At 50.7% G+C, this 14,698-nt stretch carries 18 protein-coding genes and 1 rRNA gene; 6 read left to right on the top strand and 13 right to left on the bottom strand.

Going from position 1 to position 14,698, the window contains the following annotated elements:
* Positions 1 to 100: 100 nt before the first annotated feature.
* Positions 101 to 1,642: ribosomal RNA gene (locus SB13_RS16375) — 16S ribosomal RNA — on the bottom strand.
* Positions 1,643 to 2,097: 455 nt separating this feature from the next.
* Here SB13_RS16375 and SB13_RS16370 point away from each other — a divergent pair.
* Positions 2,098 to 2,634, top strand: coding sequence for a gamma carbonic anhydrase family protein (locus tag SB13_RS16370; RefSeq protein WP_026741373.1), 537 nt, complete (start codon positions 2,098 to 2,100; stop codon positions 2,632 to 2,634).
* Here SB13_RS16370 and SB13_RS16365 read toward each other — a convergent pair.
* Genes SB13_RS16365 through dprA form a run of 6 tightly spaced genes read right to left on the bottom strand, consistent with a single transcriptional unit; the run spans position 2,631 to position 6,441 of the window.
* Complete coding sequence (locus SB13_RS16365) at positions 2,631 to 2,885, bottom strand: DUF1488 family protein (protein ID WP_026741372.1); 255 nt, start codon at positions 2,883 to 2,885, stop codon at positions 2,631 to 2,633. The two genes, SB13_RS16370 and SB13_RS16365, sit on opposite strands and share 4 nt — an antisense overlap.
* A complete protein-coding gene (gene aroE / locus SB13_RS16360) occupies positions 2,882 to 3,709 on the bottom strand; it encodes a shikimate dehydrogenase (RefSeq protein ID WP_026741371.1) in 828 nt (275 codons plus the stop codon). The genes SB13_RS16365 and aroE overlap by 4 nt, the downstream gene beginning before the upstream one ends.
* Before the next feature lie 13 nt (positions 3,710 to 3,722).
* Entirely contained in the window at positions 3,723 to 4,295 is a 573-nt protein-coding gene (tsaC, locus tag SB13_RS16355) for an L-threonylcarbamoyladenylate synthase type 1 TsaC (protein ID WP_026741370.1), read from the bottom strand.
* The gene (locus SB13_RS17480) at positions 4,288 to 4,845 is read right to left on the bottom strand and encodes a DNA topoisomerase family protein (RefSeq protein WP_072000276.1); all 558 of its coding nucleotides are present in this window, start codon (positions 4,843 to 4,845) and stop codon (positions 4,288 to 4,290) included. Before SB13_RS17480 ends, tsaC begins: the two co-directional genes overlap by 8 nt.
* Positions 4,846 to 4,865: 20 nt before the next feature.
* Positions 4,866 to 5,339: a DUF494 family protein Smg gene (smg, locus tag SB13_RS16350; protein WP_026741369.1), complete on the bottom strand. Its 474-nt coding sequence runs from the start codon at positions 5,337 to 5,339 to the stop codon at positions 4,866 to 4,868.
* The gene (gene dprA / locus SB13_RS16345) at positions 5,311 to 6,441 is read right to left on the bottom strand and encodes a DNA-protecting protein DprA (protein ID WP_026741368.1); all 1,131 of its coding nucleotides are present in this window, start codon (positions 6,439 to 6,441) and stop codon (positions 5,311 to 5,313) included. The genes smg and dprA overlap by 29 nt, the downstream gene beginning before the upstream one ends.
* Before the next feature lie 116 nt (positions 6,442 to 6,557).
* Between dprA and def the strand changes: the two genes are divergently transcribed.
* From def to mscL, 5 genes are all read left to right on the top strand, one after another.
* On the top strand, positions 6,558 to 7,067 hold the full coding sequence (gene def / locus SB13_RS16340; RefSeq protein WP_026741367.1) for a peptide deformylase: 510 nt from the start codon (positions 6,558 to 6,560) through the stop codon (positions 7,065 to 7,067).
* Positions 7,068 to 7,089: 22 nt separating this feature from the next.
* A complete protein-coding gene (fmt, locus tag SB13_RS16335; protein ID WP_026741366.1) occupies positions 7,090 to 8,028 on the top strand; it encodes a methionyl-tRNA formyltransferase in 939 nt (312 codons plus the stop codon).
* Positions 8,029 to 8,102: 74 nt separating this feature from the next.
* A complete protein-coding gene (gene rsmB / locus SB13_RS16330) occupies positions 8,103 to 9,392 on the top strand; it encodes a 16S rRNA (cytosine(967)-C(5))-methyltransferase RsmB (protein WP_026741365.1) in 1,290 nt (429 codons plus the stop codon).
* Positions 9,393 to 9,415: 23 nt separating this feature from the next.
* Positions 9,416 to 10,825 carry a Trk system potassium transporter TrkA gene (gene trkA / locus SB13_RS16325; RefSeq protein WP_235202427.1) on the top strand — a complete coding sequence of 470 codons (1,410 nt, stop codon included), beginning with the start codon at positions 9,416 to 9,418 and terminating at the stop codon, positions 10,823 to 10,825.
* Positions 10,826 to 10,920: 95 nt separating this feature from the next.
* Complete coding sequence (gene mscL, locus SB13_RS16320; RefSeq protein WP_026741363.1) at positions 10,921 to 11,328, top strand: large-conductance mechanosensitive channel protein MscL; 408 nt, start codon at positions 10,921 to 10,923, stop codon at positions 11,326 to 11,328.
* Positions 11,329 to 11,385: 57 nt separating this feature from the next.
* Here the strand turns inward: mscL and SB13_RS16315 are convergent, their stop codons facing one another.
* The 6 genes from SB13_RS16315 to rpsK form a co-directional block, all read right to left on the bottom strand.
* Positions 11,386 to 11,595, bottom strand: coding sequence for an alternative ribosome-rescue factor A (locus tag SB13_RS16315; protein ID WP_026741362.1), 210 nt, complete (start codon positions 11,593 to 11,595; stop codon positions 11,386 to 11,388).
* A 106-nt stretch (positions 11,596 to 11,701) separates the two neighbouring features.
* The gene (locus tag SB13_RS16310) at positions 11,702 to 12,067 is read right to left on the bottom strand and encodes a DnaJ family domain-containing protein (protein ID WP_026741361.1); all 366 of its coding nucleotides are present in this window, start codon (positions 12,065 to 12,067) and stop codon (positions 11,702 to 11,704) included.
* Positions 12,068 to 12,201: 134 nt separating this feature from the next.
* Positions 12,202 to 12,591 carry a 50S ribosomal protein L17 gene (gene rplQ, locus SB13_RS16305; RefSeq protein ID WP_026741360.1) on the bottom strand — a complete coding sequence of 130 codons (390 nt, stop codon included), beginning with the start codon at positions 12,589 to 12,591 and terminating at the stop codon, positions 12,202 to 12,204.
* A gap of 40 nt (positions 12,592 to 12,631) precedes the next feature.
* Positions 12,632 to 13,621 carry a DNA-directed RNA polymerase subunit alpha gene (locus SB13_RS16300; RefSeq protein WP_026741359.1) on the bottom strand — a complete coding sequence of 330 codons (990 nt, stop codon included), beginning with the start codon at positions 13,619 to 13,621 and terminating at the stop codon, positions 12,632 to 12,634.
* A 25-nt stretch (positions 13,622 to 13,646) separates the two neighbouring features.
* Entirely contained in the window at positions 13,647 to 14,267 is a 621-nt protein-coding gene (gene rpsD, locus SB13_RS16295; RefSeq protein WP_026741358.1) for a 30S ribosomal protein S4, read from the bottom strand.
* 30 nt (positions 14,268 to 14,297) lie between these two features.
* The gene (gene rpsK / locus SB13_RS16290; protein ID WP_002438687.1) at positions 14,298 to 14,687 is read right to left on the bottom strand and encodes a 30S ribosomal protein S11; all 390 of its coding nucleotides are present in this window, start codon (positions 14,685 to 14,687) and stop codon (positions 14,298 to 14,300) included.
* Between the last annotated feature and the right edge of the window lie 11 nt (positions 14,688 to 14,698).

Raw genomic sequence — 14,698 nt, 5'->3', positions numbered from 1 at the left:
CATCAGCATGAGTCAGAGACTCATCATCAACAGGTGCGCTTTTGCTCTTGCTTTTTCATCAGACAATCTGTGTGAGCACTTCACTAGCACTTCACTTTGGTAAGGAGGTGATCCAACCGCAGGTTCCCCTACGGTTACCTTGTTAAGACTTCACCCCAGTCATGAATCACAAAGTGGTAAGCGCCCTCCCGAAGGTTAAGCTACCTACTTCTTTTGCAACCCACTCCCATGGTGTGACGGGCGGTGTGTACAAGGCCCGGGAACGTATTCACCGTAGCATTCTGATCTACGATTACTAGCGATTCCGACTTCATGGAGTCGAGTTGCAGACTCCAATCCGGACTACGACGCACTTTATGAGGTCCGCTTACTCTCGCAAGTTCGCTTCTCTTTGTATGCGCCATTGTAGCACGTGTGTAGCCCTACTCGTAAGGGCCATGATGACTTGACGTCATCCCCACCTTCCTCCGGTTTATCACCGGCAGTCTCCTTTGAGTTCCCGACCGAATCGCTGGCAACAAAGGATAAGGGTTGCGCTCGTTGCGGGACTTAACCCAACATTTCACAACACGAGCTGACGACAGCCATGCAGCACCTGTCTCAGAGTTCCCGAAGGCACCAAGGCATCTCTGCCAAGTTCTCTGGATGTCAAGAGTAGGTAAGGTTCTTCGCGTTGCATCGAATTAAACCACATGCTCCACCGCTTGTGCGGGCCCCCGTCAATTCATTTGAGTTTTAACCTTGCGGCCGTACTCCCCAGGCGGTCGNCTTAACGCGTTAGCTCCGGAAGCCACAGTTCAAGACCGCAACCTCCAAGTCGACATCGTTTACAGCGTGGACTACCAGGGTATCTAATCCTGTTTGCTCCCCACGCTTTCGCACCTGAGCGTCAGTCTTTGTCCAGGGGGCCGCCTTCGCCACCGGTATTCCTCCAGATCTCTACGCATTTCACCGCTACACCTGGAATTCTACCCCCCTCTNCAAGACTCTAGCTTGCCAGTTTCAAATGCAGTTCCCAAGTTAAGCTCGGGGATTTCACATCTGACTTAACAAACCGCCTGCGTGCGCTTTACGCCCAGTCATTCCGATTAACGCTTGCACCCTCCGTATTACCGCGGCTGCTGGCACGGAGTTAGCCGGTGCTTCTTCTGCGGGTAACGTCAATCAGTGAACGTATTAAGTTCACTGCCTTCCTCCCCGCTGAAAGTACTTTACAACCCGAAGGCCTTCTTCATACACGCGGCATGGCTGCATCAGGGTTTCCCCCATTGTGCAATATTCCCCACTGCTGCCTCCCGTAGGAGTCTGGACCGTGTCTCAGTTCCAGTGTGGCTGGTCATCCTCTCAGNCCAGCTAGAGATCGTCGCCTAGGTGGGCCTTTACCCCGCCTACTAGCTAATCCCATCTGGGTTCATCCGATGGTGTGAGGCCCGAAGGTCCCCCACTTTGGTCTTGCGACGTTATGCGGTATTAGCTACCGTTTCCAGTAGTTATCCCCCTCCATCGGGCAGATCCCCAGACATTACTCACCCGTCCGCCGCTCGCCGGCAAGGAAGCAAGCTTCCTTCCGCTGCCGCTCGACTTGCATGNGTTAGGCCTGCCGCCAGCNTTCAATCTGAGCCATGATCAAACTCTTCAATTANAAGCTTGATTTGCTAAGTTAATAGCGATGCTCAAAGAATTTACTGTTTATTCGTAATGAATTAACTGTTGTTCACTCTTCAAGACTTTTTCGTATCTAGTTGCGATAGTGTCTTGTGAGTGCCCACACAGATTGTCTGATTAAATTGTTAAAGAGCGTTTCGTTGCCGCCGTGGCGACTAACGTGAGGCCGCGTATATTACGCTTACCTCATTCAGAGTCAACGACTTTCTTCGTTTTTCTCCGACTGTCACCGCGTCGCGTTGTCCGCTGTGCCGTGTCAGTGGGAGCGCATTATAGGGATCTCTCCGGGTTGCACAACCCCCTATTTAGATCTTTTTTATCGTTCGCTGTTTTTTTCATCTTTCCGTTGAGATCTTACGCATCGAAGGCTATTTTCTGACTCCAAATCTGCTTATTTCGGCAAAATGTCTTTCATCTGTGAGGTAATCAGTCATGACGAAGACCCTTCGCCCCTTCAAAAATCTTACCCCAACGGTAGGTGAGAGAGTCATGATCGATCCCTCCAGCGTTGTGATCGGTGATGTCTCTCTGGCAAACGATGTCAGCATATGGCCTCTCGTCGCCATTCGCGGGGACGTCAACACGATCCTTATCGGCGAACGCACCAACATTCAAGACGGCAGCGTATTACATGTCACTCATCGATCCACCAAAAACGAAAGCGGCAATCCATTGGTGATTGGGGAAGACGTCACTGTCGGTCATAAAGTGATGTTGCATGGCTGTACGATCGGAAATCGCGTTCTGGTGGGAATGGGATCCATCATTCTGGATCGCGCTGTGATCGAGGACGAGGTGATAATAGGCGCCGGAAGTTTGGTGGCGCCAGGCAAGCGACTGGAGAGCGGTTATCTTTACTTGGGGAGTCCAGCCAGAAAAATACGACCGCTAACCTCAGAGGAAATTGATGGGCTAGTTTATTCCGCCAACAACTATGTACGGTGGAAAGATGAATACCTTAACGACTAAAGCACAAATCGGCCGTCGGCGTCCTCAATTTCATTGACAATCAGGCTCTCAAACTCCTCTTCTAAATCCCAGCGGTTCGATAGGAATAGAGAAAGCCACTCTTTGCGATTAGCCCCGCCAAACCGCTGCTGGATGGATGCCGCCCGCAGAACACATTCACGTTGAAATCCATTGACCTGTACGGGGAAGCGGATGGCCTGAGTGCCTTCATCCCACTCTTCACGGTCGGGAAATTGAATGGATTGGTTCACTGCTCAAGTTCTCGCTTCATTTGTTGGATCACCGCAGCAGCGTCTGGCAGTATCCCATGCCATAGCTCATAAGCATGGGCAGCCTGCCATACCAACATGCCTAAACCGTCTGCATACTTTTTAACGCCCAATCCAGAACACCACTTGAGGAAGGGAGTCAGCCCTGAGGCATAAAACATGTCATAACAATGAACCTCGCGACTCACAAGAGATTCAGGCAATGCAGGGACATCACCCGCAATACCTGACGACGTGGCGTTAACAATGAGATCAAACCCCTCATCGGTGAGTTCATTCAAAGGCACCGCCCGGATATTTCCGTTATCGCAGAAATGTTTAACCAGTGCCTCAGCGCGGCTCTGCGTGCGATTGGCTACCGTGATCGAACAGCCGTAGGCCAACAGGGGCTGAATAACGCCTCTCGCCGCGCCACCAGCGCCAATCAACAACACGTGGAAACCGGGTTGGATTAACCTGTTCTGCTCTAAATCGCTCAACAGGCCAATGCCGTCAGTGTTGTCACCATACAACGTGCCATCATCCCTTTTCTTGATGGTATTTACAGCGCCCGCCGCTTTGGCTCGCTCGCTCAAGGCGCCCATGGCGATGCAGGCTCGCTCTTTGAATGGCGTCGTTACATTGGCGCCAGCACCTGTCTGAAAAAACGCATGCAGCGTCTGTTCAAACTGTTCAACCGGGGCCAGAAGCCGCTCATACGATAGTGGTATTCCGGTCTGATGAGCAAACAGAGCGTGGATCTGAGGAGATTTACTGTGCGCGATAGGGTTACCGAACACCGCGAAAGCTTTAACTTCAGATGACATGACACATTTCCTTTTAGCCCGGACGTACCATTGAACCCGTTAAGGCATCGCGAATTTCTGATGGATTTTGACGACCACCAATCGGGCCTTCCAATACGGGAAATGCTTTTCCGAACTGCTCAGATACATCTTGAGCTGTACGACATGGCGGCTTGCCACTCAGATTCGCACTCGTGGAAACCACTGGTTTGCCAAACCGACGGCAGAGCTCAACGACTAAAGGATGGTCAGTAACTCGCACCGCCAGCGTTGTGAATTCTCCGGTCAGCCACTGAGGCGTGCCAGGTTTCGTCGGCATAACCCAAGTCACCGGCCCCGGCCAGGTGGAAAAAACGGCATTTAACTGCGTCTGTGAGAGCACGGAAACATCCACATAAGGTTCCAACTGCTGAAATTCTGCAGCGATCAGGATCAACCCCTTCTGCCAGGGACGACGTTTCAGATCCAACAGCCGCTGCACGGCGATCTCACTATCCGGATCGCATCCCAGACCAAAGACAGCTTCGGTCGGATAAGCGATCACCTTGTGATCCTCCAGATTTTTCAACAGGAGGGACCACTGATCGAGGGGGATATTGTTATTCATTGCTGTCGGACGTCTCTGTTGATACGGGTTTGCCACATGACTTGCTAGCGCAGAATTGCTTTACGCCATGCGCCGTTTTCTTCTCGATTAATAGGGGATAGTGGCAATACTCACATTCGCCCGCCACCGGCTGATTATTAATGGCGAACCGGCATTCAGGATAGCGGTCGCACGAATGGAACGTTTTGCCATAACGCGATTTACGTTGCAGTAACTTTCCCTGATGACACTGAGGACAGCTAAGTGCAGTTTCATCCGGCCTGTCGATCGTTTCCGTATGACTGCATTCGGGGTATTGAGAACACCCGATAAACATACCGTAGCGCCCCTGGCGTAACACCAGCGTTGACTGGCATTCGGGACAGAGCTGACCATCCAGTATTTTTACAACGTGACCATCCGCTTGCGCTTTGAGCGGGCGGATGTATTCACATTCGGGATAGTGGGAACAACCCAGAAAAGGTCCATGTCGGCCGGAACGGATAACCAAGTCACCACCGCATTCCGGACACTGCTGTTTTTTCTCAGCGAAAAGTGTCGGCTTAACCATGGGTTCCCCTTGAGAGGGGTTTACTGCACATAACCTTCGTTGGCTTCAAAAAGTAAATCTTCCATTTGCTGATAGGCATTTTCACAGCCAGGCACATTAAATAGCACCATCAGAATAACCCATTTAAGGTCATCCAAATCGAACTCTTGGGTTTCGAGCGCCATCACCCGATCAATCACCATCTCCCGGGTTTCTAAACTCAATACCTGAATCTGTTCGAGAAAAAGAAGAAAACCACGACATTCGACGTCCAGCCGTTGCTCTTCTTCCGGCGTATAAATACGTAATGCCAGGGGATCGCTCGCCAACGCCAACGGAGGCGTCTGCCCCTCTTGGATATCCGCTAATTTTTCTAACCAATCCAACGCACTGTATATATCGTTGCGATCAAATCCAGCGCGAGTGAGGTCATCAGTCAACGTATCTTGGTCGACACGCATTTCAGTTTCATTGTGAATATAAGTTTCAAACAAGTACATGAGTACGTCGAACATGGCCTGCCCTCCTTAATCGGACATAGCCGCCGGGTACAGCTGCGATCCACCCTGCTAACTCCAGACTCAGTAGTTTACCGACTACTTCTGGCACAGGTTGGCCGGCACGTTCAGCGACAACGTCAACAGGTGTAACCTCATCTCCTACGTTAGCCAACACATCAGCAAATGGCAATTCAACTTCGCTCTCCTGTGAACAAATAATTGCCTTATCTGCATCGGACGTCTCCGTTAACCAATGAAGATCGCTACCAAGCTGTTCAATGACGTCTTTTGGATGGGTGACCAAGTACGCTCCTTGCTGAATTAACCAGTGCGTCCCCTCCATCATCACATTACCAATCGGCCCCGGCAGAGCAAACACCTCCCTGTTTTGCTCAAGGGCGTAACGCGCTGTCACCAGAGACCCGCTACGCCGGGAAGCTTCGACCACCAGCACGCCCTGACTCAGGCCGCTAATAATACGATTTCTACGAGGAAAATTGATCGGCAGCGGTCTGGTATCCAGCGCAAACTCAGAAACTAATGCTCCGCCCTGCTCGACAATGCTCTCGGCTAAAGGCTTATGGCGTCTTGGATACAGGTGATTCATCCCGCTCCCCAGAACGGCGATTGTCTTTCCGCCCGTATCCAGCGCGGCCTGATGAGCAATCCCGTCAATACCGACCGCAAGTCCGCTGGTGATAGTCAATTGACTCAGACTGAATTCCTGAGCGAAAAACTGCCCCCACTGTTCCCCGTAAGCACTGTGGTTCCGACTGCCAACTATCGCTATTTGAGCTGAAACCAAGAGCGTTGTATCACCGATGACATACAACATGGGCGGTGGTGAACTGATATTACTTAGCAGAAAGGGATATTCCATCGTGCCGAAGAAGACGAGCGAATGTGAGGGATGTTCAAGCCAGCGTAAAACAGCCTCGACCTTCGCATGCTCATAGCCCAAAAACTGCTGTGCCTGAGATTCTGACAACCCTAATCCCTGCAGAAAAGCGGGCGAACAACCACAAGCCTCTTTTATCTGACTCACCAACTGAGCAATTTTTCTGGCCCCTAATCGACTCACCGACGCCAGACGCAACCATACTTCCGTATCCGTCATTTTCCGCTCCGCGTCCTGCAGTGCTAATCATGGCGGATACTGTCAATCAGAACCGGAAATGTCTAGAATAGAGGCCAGAACTTTCTCTCATCACTCGGATACAGATCTAAAAATATATGTCAGTCTTGCAGGTATTACATTTCCCGGACGAGCGGCTTCGCACAATCGCAAAGCCCGTCAAAGAAGTTAATGCAGAAACTCAACGTATCGTGGACGATATGTTCGACACGATGTACGAAGAAGAAGGCATTGGCCTGGCCGCTACGCAGGTTGATATTCACCAGCGCATCATCGTGATCGATGTTTCGGAAGAACGTAACGAACGTTTGGTGCTGATCAATCCGGAACTGATTGAAAAAAGCGGAGACACAGGCATTGAAGAAGGCTGCTTGTCGATCCCAGAAACTCGCGCTCTGGTTTCACGAGCAGAACGTATCAAAATTCGTGCCCTGAACCGTGACGGTGAATCATTCGAGCTTGAAACAGATGGGCTGTTAGCTATTTGTATTCAACACGAGATGGACCATCTTGTCGGTAAGCTGTTTATTGATTATCTGTCCCCATTAAAACGTCAGCGTATCCGGCAGAAGCTGGAAAAGCTGGCCAGACAAAGCAGTCGCGCATAACCATCTATCAGGCGGAAACCACGTGTCTTTAAGGATTATTTTTGCAGGAACCCCTGATTTTGCAGCGCAGCACCTTGAGGCGCTGCTTTCCTCTCAACATGAGGTCGTCGGCGTATTCACTCAGCCAGACCGTCCTGCGGGACGAGGAAACAAACTCACGCCAAGCCCGGTAAAAGTTCTGGCGGAACAGCATGCAATTCCGGTCAGGCAGCCTAAATCGCTGCGCCCCGCAGAGCATCAGCAGCTTGTCGCCGAATTTGAGGCCGACGTGATGGTGGTTGTGGCTTATGGGTTAATTCTGCCGCAGGCTGTGCTGGATATGCCACGGTTGGGCTGCATAAACGTTCACGGATCTTTATTGCCGCGCTGGCGTGGCGCCGCGCCGATACAGCGCGCGCTGTGGGCGGGTGACAGCCACACGGGAGTGACCATCATGCAGATGGACGCCGGGCTCGATACCGGAGCCATGCTGCATAAGGTGGAGTGTCCTATTCTCCCGGAAGATACCAGCGCCACGCTCTATGCCAAGTTGGCTGAAATGGGTCCGCAGGGTCTGCTGACTACGCTTGATCAACTGTCGACATCTCAGGTGCGTGCGGAAGTTCAGGATGAAAAACAGGCAACCTATGCAGAGAAGTTGAGCAAAGAGGAAGCCCGACTCGACTGGTCGCTCTCGGCCGATCAGCTGGAGCGCTGTATTCGAGCATTTAATCCTTGGCCGATCAGTTATTTCATCATCGACGATCTGCCGGTAAAGGTGTGGCAGGCCAATGTCATCGCTACGGCATGCCAGGCGATTCCAGGCACTATCTTGCAGGCCGATAAGCAGGGTATCCAGGTGGCAACCTCAGATGGGATTCTCAATCTGACGCAGCTACAGCCGGCGGGCAAAAAACCGATGTCGACGCAGGACCTGTTAAATTCACGCCGTGAATGGTTCACCCCGGGAAATCAGCTGTAAATCATCCCCATCGCCTGGTGACTAATCACCGGGCGTTTTATTCCTATAACACCGATCGATATCCGCTTTAGCCTATGAAAAACAATTACAACCTACGCAGTATTGCAGCCAAAGCCATCGGCCAGGTGTTGGATCAAGGTCAGTCTCTCAGCGCTGTCCTGCCCGTTTTGCAAAAGAACATCTCCGAAAAAGATCGCGCGCTGTTGCAAGAATTGTGCTTCGGCACCTTACGCGTTCTTCCGCAGTTAGAGTGGTATATCCAGCAGTTGATGGCCAAGCCAATGGTGGGAAAGCAGCGGACATTACATTATCTGTTGATGGTCGGGATTTATCAGATGATTTTTACCCGAATCCCTGCGCATGCCGCGTTGGCGGAAACGGTAAACGGCGCCGTTGCACTCAAACGTCCTCAGATGAAAGGACTGATTAATGGTGTCCTACGTCAGTTCCAGCGTCAGCAGGATTCGTTAGTGGAACAGGCATCGGGCCTAGAGAGTGCACATTTGCACCCCAGTTGGTTGTTAAAACGTATCCGGGACGCCTATCCCACACAATGGGAAGGCATCCTCGACGCCAACAATCAGAAACCGCCAATGTGGCTGCGAGTCAACCGGCTGCACCACACTCGGGACGAATACCTTCAGTTACTGTCTGAATCGGGGTTGGCCGCTGTCGCCCATGACGAAAACCCGGATGCTATCCGTCTGCTGGCCCCCAGCGCTGTGTCCGCGCTGCCAGGATTTGCCGATGGCTGGGTAACCGTGCAGGATGCATCGGCACAAGGTTGTGTACACTGGCTTGCGCCCAAAAACGGTGAATCCATTCTGGACTTGTGCGCTGCTCCAGGCGGCAAAACTACGCATATACTTGAAGCTGCGCCAGAGGCTCAGGTTATGGCTGTGGATGTCGACACTAAACGTTTAGAACGTGTGAAAGAGAATCTAGAGCGGCTCCGTCTTAAAGCAACAATACGTCAGGGAGATGGCCGCCAACCTGCCGACTGGTGCGAGGGCCAAACGTTTGATCGCATCCTTCTTGATGCACCCTGTTCAGCCACAGGGGTCATTCGCCGTCATCAGGACATAAAGTGGCTGCGTCGCGATAGCGATATCCAGGAGCTGTCCACGCTGCAAGCAGAGATACTTGATGCTATCTGGCCCTACCTGAAGTCCGGCGGAACACTGGTCTACGCGACCTGTTCGATATTACCTGAAGAGAACCAACAGCAGATAACGGCATTCCTGGCGCGTCATGCCGACGCCACACTGATGGATACCGGCAATATCGAACGACCGGGCATTCAATGTATCCCCACCCCTGAAGGTGGCGATGGTTTCTTCTATGCGAAGCTGACCAAAGGCTGACACGATTTCTTATCATTGTCTCAATCCGGGTCAACACATTACACGGCAAAAAAGCGATGAAAATTATTATTCTTGGTGCAGGACAAGTTGGCGGGACACTGGCGGAAAACTTGTCGGGAGAAAACAACGATATTACGGTTGTAGACACCGATATGACGCGTCTGCGTCAGCTGCAGGATAAATTCGACCTGCGCGTAGTCACCGGATACGCCTCCCATCCTCGAATCTTGCGTGAGGCAGGCGCGGAAGATGCCGATATGCTGGTAGCCGTGACCAGCTCGGATGAAACCAATATGGTGGCTTGTCAGGTGGCGTATACGCTATTTCACACTCCGAATCGTATTGCTCGCATTCGCTCTGCCGATTATATCCGAGAATCCGAGCAGCTATTTCAGTCTGATGCGGTTCCTATCGATCACTTGATTTCCCCCGAACAGTTGGTGATTGAAAACATTTATAAACTCATCGAATACCCAGGCGCACTGCAGGTCGTGAACTTTGCCGAAGGAAAAGTGAGTATCGCCGCCGTTAACGCGTACTACGGTGGACCGTTAGTGGGAAGCGCCATCTCATCGATGCGCGAACATATTCCCCATATCGATACTCAGGTCGCCGCCATTTTCCGCCATGACAGACCTATCAGGCCACAAGCATCCACAGTAATTGAAGCAGGTGACGAGGTATTTTTTGTCGCCGCCTCACAGCACATTCGCGCGGTGATGAGCGAATTGCAGCGTCTGGAGAAACCCTACAAACGCATCATGATTGTAGGGGGAGGTAACGTTGGGGCTGGTTTGGCGCACAAGCTGGAAAAAGACTACAGCGTAAAACTAATTGAAAAAAATGAGCAGCGGGCCGCAGAGCTGGCTGAGCTTCTGCAAAATACCATTGTCTTTCACGGCGATGCTTCCGATCAGGAACTTCTGGCGCAAGAGCATGTTGAGCAAATGGACGTTTTCATCGCCATCACGAACGATGACGAAGCGAATATCATGTCATCCATGCTTGCCAAGCGCCTGGGTGCCAAAAAAGCAATGGTGCTGATCCAGCGCCGGGCGTATGTCGATCTTGTGCAGGGGAGTGCGATAGATGTCGCTATATCACCTCAGCAGGCGACAATTTCTGCTTTGCTGGGGCATGTACGTAAAGCGGATATTGTTAGCGTGTCATCACTACGTCGAGGCGCCGCGGAAGCTATCGAAGCCATTGCACACGGGGACGAAGGCACTTCAAAAGTGGTTGGTCGTACCGTCGAAAATATCAAGCTCCCGCCAGGTACAACAATTGGGGCCATAGTGCGGGGTGACAATGTGATCATCGCCACCGGTAAAACCCAGATAGAGCAAGGCGATCACGTCATCATGTTCTTGACGGACAAGAAATATGTTTCTGACGTTGAACGCTTGTTCCAGCCGAGTCCTTTCTTCTTGTAAAAATTAGCAGGAGTAGCCTGGATATGGCGGTAAATGGAAAATCCGTCAGCTCTTGTTAGAATGATTGAAGTAACTATTTTATTGGGAGAATTACAATGAGTTTCTTGAAAGGGTTTCGCGAGTTTGCGATGCGCGGGAACGTAGTAGATTTAGCTGTCGGTGTCATTATTGGCGCGGCTTTTGGTAAAATCGTCTCTTCTTTAGTTTCTGATATCATCATGCCACCACTGGGCTTATTGATCGGTGGGATCGACTTCAAGCAATTTCATCTAGTATTACGTGAAGCCCATGACAACATTCCCGCTGTAGTAATGAACTACGGTGTGTTCATTCAGAATATTTTTGACTTCATCATTGTCGCGCTCGCCATTTTTGTCGCTATTAATTTAATGAACAAAATGCGTCGCAAAGAGGAAGAGAAACCGACGGCTCCGCCAAAACCTTCTGCGGAAGAAACGTTATTAGCAGAAATCCGCGATCTGCTTAAAGAGCAAAGTAAATAAACCATATGTAAGTGGCTGAATTATTCAGCCGGGTTTTGAGAGGAAAGTTTGTTGCCTTCAAAACCCGAAAGCCAGTGGTAAAAAGCGTTCATTTTTACCACTGGCCTCCCAGTTACCGCCCCCTGCATTTTTGTGCTTACATTTCCGTTGATAGCTTCCTTTACCTTTCACTTTTTTCTCCACACGCTGCCTGAATAACGGGTCATGAAGCAACGCTTCAATCGCGTTATCCTTTATCCGACCTTTCGTATGCTGATAGTTAGACATCTTTGTATCCTTAACCTCTTGGTTAATTTAATTACCACTTATAACTTCCGTCGCGATTTTAATACCGAACCTCAGACTCGTATAGTGATTTTCACACTATTCATCATCACTCTCCAATGCGGGCACTTAAAGCGGAACGATAACGTCCTCTTAAGAACTGAGTATCAACACCTGCCTGCTGCAAGCGCAATTCGAGCAATGTTAAACGCTTGGACATCGATTCATAATCAGGATGATCGTTTGCAATCTCCTGCATCATTGCAGAAAGAGTGATGGCTTCTTTGCGATCCATCAGCTCAGGGGGAAGATAACCTGCGTTGGCGAGCACATGATAAACCGCTCGTAGCTCCTCAGGTACACACGAATTGTCTTCTAGGTGAAGTGGTTTCCCTCGGCCTGGAAGATCGTCGAATGCGCCTTTCTTTTGAGCTTCGCTGATATGACGTTCAGCCCATTCGTCAATGATGAACATATCGCCTCCGGAATTGGCTTACCAGAAGCCCATCATAAGCTCAAAACGTTACAAAACGAATCACAGAGAGGAAGTGAGAAAAGGTACAGACGAAAAAAAACCGGGTTTCCCCGGTTTTTTCATGCTCTTACAAATTACTCTGCAGTAGCAACTTCTTCTGTTGAAGCTGAGCGATCAACAAGCTCGATGTAAGCCATCGGCGCATTGTCACCTGCACGGAAGCCACACTTCAGAATACGAGTGTAACCACCGGCACGGCTCGCGAAACGCGGACCCAGTTCATTAAACAGTTTTGCCACGATCTCGTTATCACGAGTACGGGCGAATGCCAGACGACGATTAGCAACGCTGTCGGTCTTGGCAAGAGTAATCAGCGGTTCAACAACACGACGCAGCTCTTTCGCTTTTGGCAGGGTCGTCTTGATGATCTCATGACGAACCAAAGAACCAGCCATGTTACGGAACATAGCCTGACGATGGCTGCTGTTACGGTTCAGTTGACGACCACTCTTACGATGGCGCATGACCTTATCCTTCTCAGTAAAACCTTAACCTGTGATCCGGTTACTCATCAGCAATGCTTGCTGGTGGCCAGTTTTCCAGGCGCATGCCCAGAGACAGACCACGTGAAGCCAGCACGTCTTTAATCTCAGTAAGAGACTTTTTACCCAAGTTAGGCGTTTTAAGTAGCTCAACTTCGGTACGCTGTACCAGATCACCGATGTAGTGGATAGCTTCTGCCTTAAGGCAGTTAGCAGAGCGGACAGTCAATTCCAGATCGTCAACAGGGCGCAGCAGGATCGGATCGAATTCTGGTTTTTCTTCTTTGACTTCCGGCTGACGTACATCACGTAAGTCAACGAAAGCTTCCAGTTGTTCAGCCAGAATGGTTGCCGCACGGCGGATTGCCTCTTCAGGATCAATCGTACCATTGGTTTCCATTTCGATGACCAGCTTGTCCAAGTCGGTGCGCTGTTCAACACGAGCTGCTTCAACATTGTAGGCAATACGCTCTACCGGGCTGTAGCAAGCATCGACTAACAGGCGACCAATCGGGCGCTCATCTTCTTCCGTATGAATACGGGCAGATGCCGGCACATAACCGCGTCCACGCTGAACTTTGATGCGCATGTTAATAGACGCGCTTTCATCGGTCAGATGGCAGATTACGTGCTGTGGCTTGACGATTTCGACATCACCGTCGTGGGTGATGTCGGCTGCAGTCACAGGGCCAATGCCAGATTTATTCAGGGTAAGAATAACTTCATCTTTGCCTTGAACTCTCACCGCCAGCCCTTTCAGGTTGAGCAGGATTTCCAGGATATCTTCCTGTACGCCTTCTTTGGTGCTGTACTCATGCAGTACACCATCAATCTCAACCTCGGTCACCGCGCAACCTGGCATGGATGAAAGCAGAATACGGCGCAGTGCGTTACCGAGAGTGTGGCCGAAGCCTCGCTCTAACGGCTCAAGGGTCACCTTGGCGTGCGTCGAACTGACTTGCTCGATATCAACCAGGCGCGGTTTTAGAAACTCTGTCACAGAACCCTGCATTGTGTCCTCTCTTTGGTACTAAGCCTTACTTGGAGTAAAGCTCGACGATCAGGTGTTCATTAATGTCCGCAGACAGATCGGTACGTTCAGGATTACGTTTGAACACACCTTCCATCTTGGCAGCATCAACTTCCAGCCAAGTTGGCTTTTCACGCTGTTCAGCCAGCTCCAGAGCGGCCTTAACGCGAGACTGCTTTTTAGCTTTCTCGCGGATGCTGACTACGTCATTCGGAGATACCTGATAAGAAGCGATGTTAACAACGCGACCGTTTACCATGATAGCTTTGTGGCTAACCAGCTGACGTGCTTCTGCACGCGTAGCGCCGAAGCCCATACGGTAAACTACGTTGTCCAGACGACCTTCAAGCAACTGCAACAGGTTTGCACCGGTATTGCCTTTCAGACGCGCTGCTTCTTTATAATAGTTACGGAACTGACGTTCCAGAACACCGTAGATACGGCGAACTTTTTGTTTTTCACGTAACTGTACACCATAGTCAGACAGGCGCGGTTTACGAGCACCGTGCTGACCAGGAGCTTGTTCAATTTTACACTTGGAATCGATCGCACGAACACCAGACTTAAGGAACAGGTCGGTGCCTTCACGACGGCTCAGCTTGAGCTTAGGACCCAAATATCTTGCCATTTTCTTTCTCCAACAATCCTAAAAGCGGCGTTATACGCGGCGCTTTTTCGGCGGACGACAACCGTTATGAGGGATCGGAGTCACATCAGTAATATTAGTGATGCGGAAACCAGCCGCGTTCAATGCGCGGATAGTAGACTCACGGCCCGGACCAGGTCCTTTAACCATAACTTCCAGATTCTTGATACCGTACTCTTTCACAGCTTCAGCGCAGCGCTCTGCTGCCACCTGAGCGGCGAATGGCGTAGATTTACGAGAACCACGGAAACCGGAACCACCGGCAGTTGCCCAACCCAGCGCATTACCCTGACGATCGGTAATAGTTACGATGGTGTTGTTGAAAGAAGCATGGACATGAGCCACACCGTCAGAGACTTGCTTTCTTACACGCTTACGTGCACGAATAGGNGCCTTTGCCATTATTCAATCAC

The organism is Lonsdalea quercina subsp. quercina (genome assembly GCF_000688695.1).
GTDB classification, from domain to species: domain Bacteria; phylum Pseudomonadota; class Gammaproteobacteria; order Enterobacterales; family Enterobacteriaceae; genus Lonsdalea; species Lonsdalea quercina_D.
This window is presented reverse-complemented; position numbering and strand designations above follow the sequence as displayed.

What these genes read in the sequence shown, in the direction of transcription:
- SB13_RS17480 (WP_072000276.1), bottom strand. Translation starts at nt 4,845, where the DNA reads ATGGTTAAGCCGACACTTTTCGCTGAGAAAAAACAGCAGTGTCCGGAA.
- rsmB (WP_026741365.1), top strand. Translation starts at nt 8,103, where the DNA reads ATGAAAAACAATTACAACCTACGCAGTATTGCAGCCAAAGCCATCGGC.
- rplQ (WP_026741360.1), bottom strand. Translation starts at nt 12,591, where the DNA reads ATGCGCCATCGTAAGAGTGGTCGTCAACTGAACCGTAACAGCAGCCAT.
- SB13_RS16370 (WP_026741373.1), top strand. Translation starts at nt 2,098, where the DNA reads ATGACGAAGACCCTTCGCCCCTTCAAAAATCTTACCCCAACGGTAGGT.
- rpsD (WP_026741358.1), bottom strand. Translation starts at nt 14,267, where the DNA reads ATGGCAAGATATTTGGGTCCTAAGCTCAAGCTGAGCCGTCGTGAAGGC.
- mscL (WP_026741363.1), top strand. Translation starts at nt 10,921, where the DNA reads ATGAGTTTCTTGAAAGGGTTTCGCGAGTTTGCGATGCGCGGGAACGTA.
- dprA (WP_026741368.1), bottom strand. Translation starts at nt 6,441, where the DNA reads ATGACGGATACGGAAGTATGGTTGCGTCTGGCGTCGGTGAGTCGATTA.
- SB13_RS16315 (WP_026741362.1), bottom strand. Translation starts at nt 11,595, where the DNA reads ATGTCTAACTATCAGCATACGAAAGGTCGGATAAAGGATAACGCGATT.
- SB13_RS16310 (WP_026741361.1), bottom strand. Translation starts at nt 12,067, where the DNA reads ATGTTCATCATTGACGAATGGGCTGAACGTCATATCAGCGAAGCTCAA.
- aroE (WP_026741371.1), bottom strand. Translation starts at nt 3,709, where the DNA reads ATGTCATCTGAAGTTAAAGCTTTCGCGGTGTTCGGTAACCCTATCGCG.
- SB13_RS16300 (WP_026741359.1), bottom strand. Translation starts at nt 13,621, where the DNA reads ATGCAGGGTTCTGTGACAGAGTTTCTAAAACCGCGCCTGGTTGATATC.
- smg (WP_026741369.1), bottom strand. Translation starts at nt 5,339, where the DNA reads ATGTTCGACGTACTCATGTACTTGTTTGAAACTTATATTCACAATGAA.
- tsaC (WP_026741370.1), bottom strand. Translation starts at nt 4,295, where the DNA reads ATGAATAACAATATCCCCCTCGATCAGTGGTCCCTCCTGTTGAAAAAT.
- def (WP_026741367.1), top strand. Translation starts at nt 6,558, where the DNA reads ATGTCAGTCTTGCAGGTATTACATTTCCCGGACGAGCGGCTTCGCACA.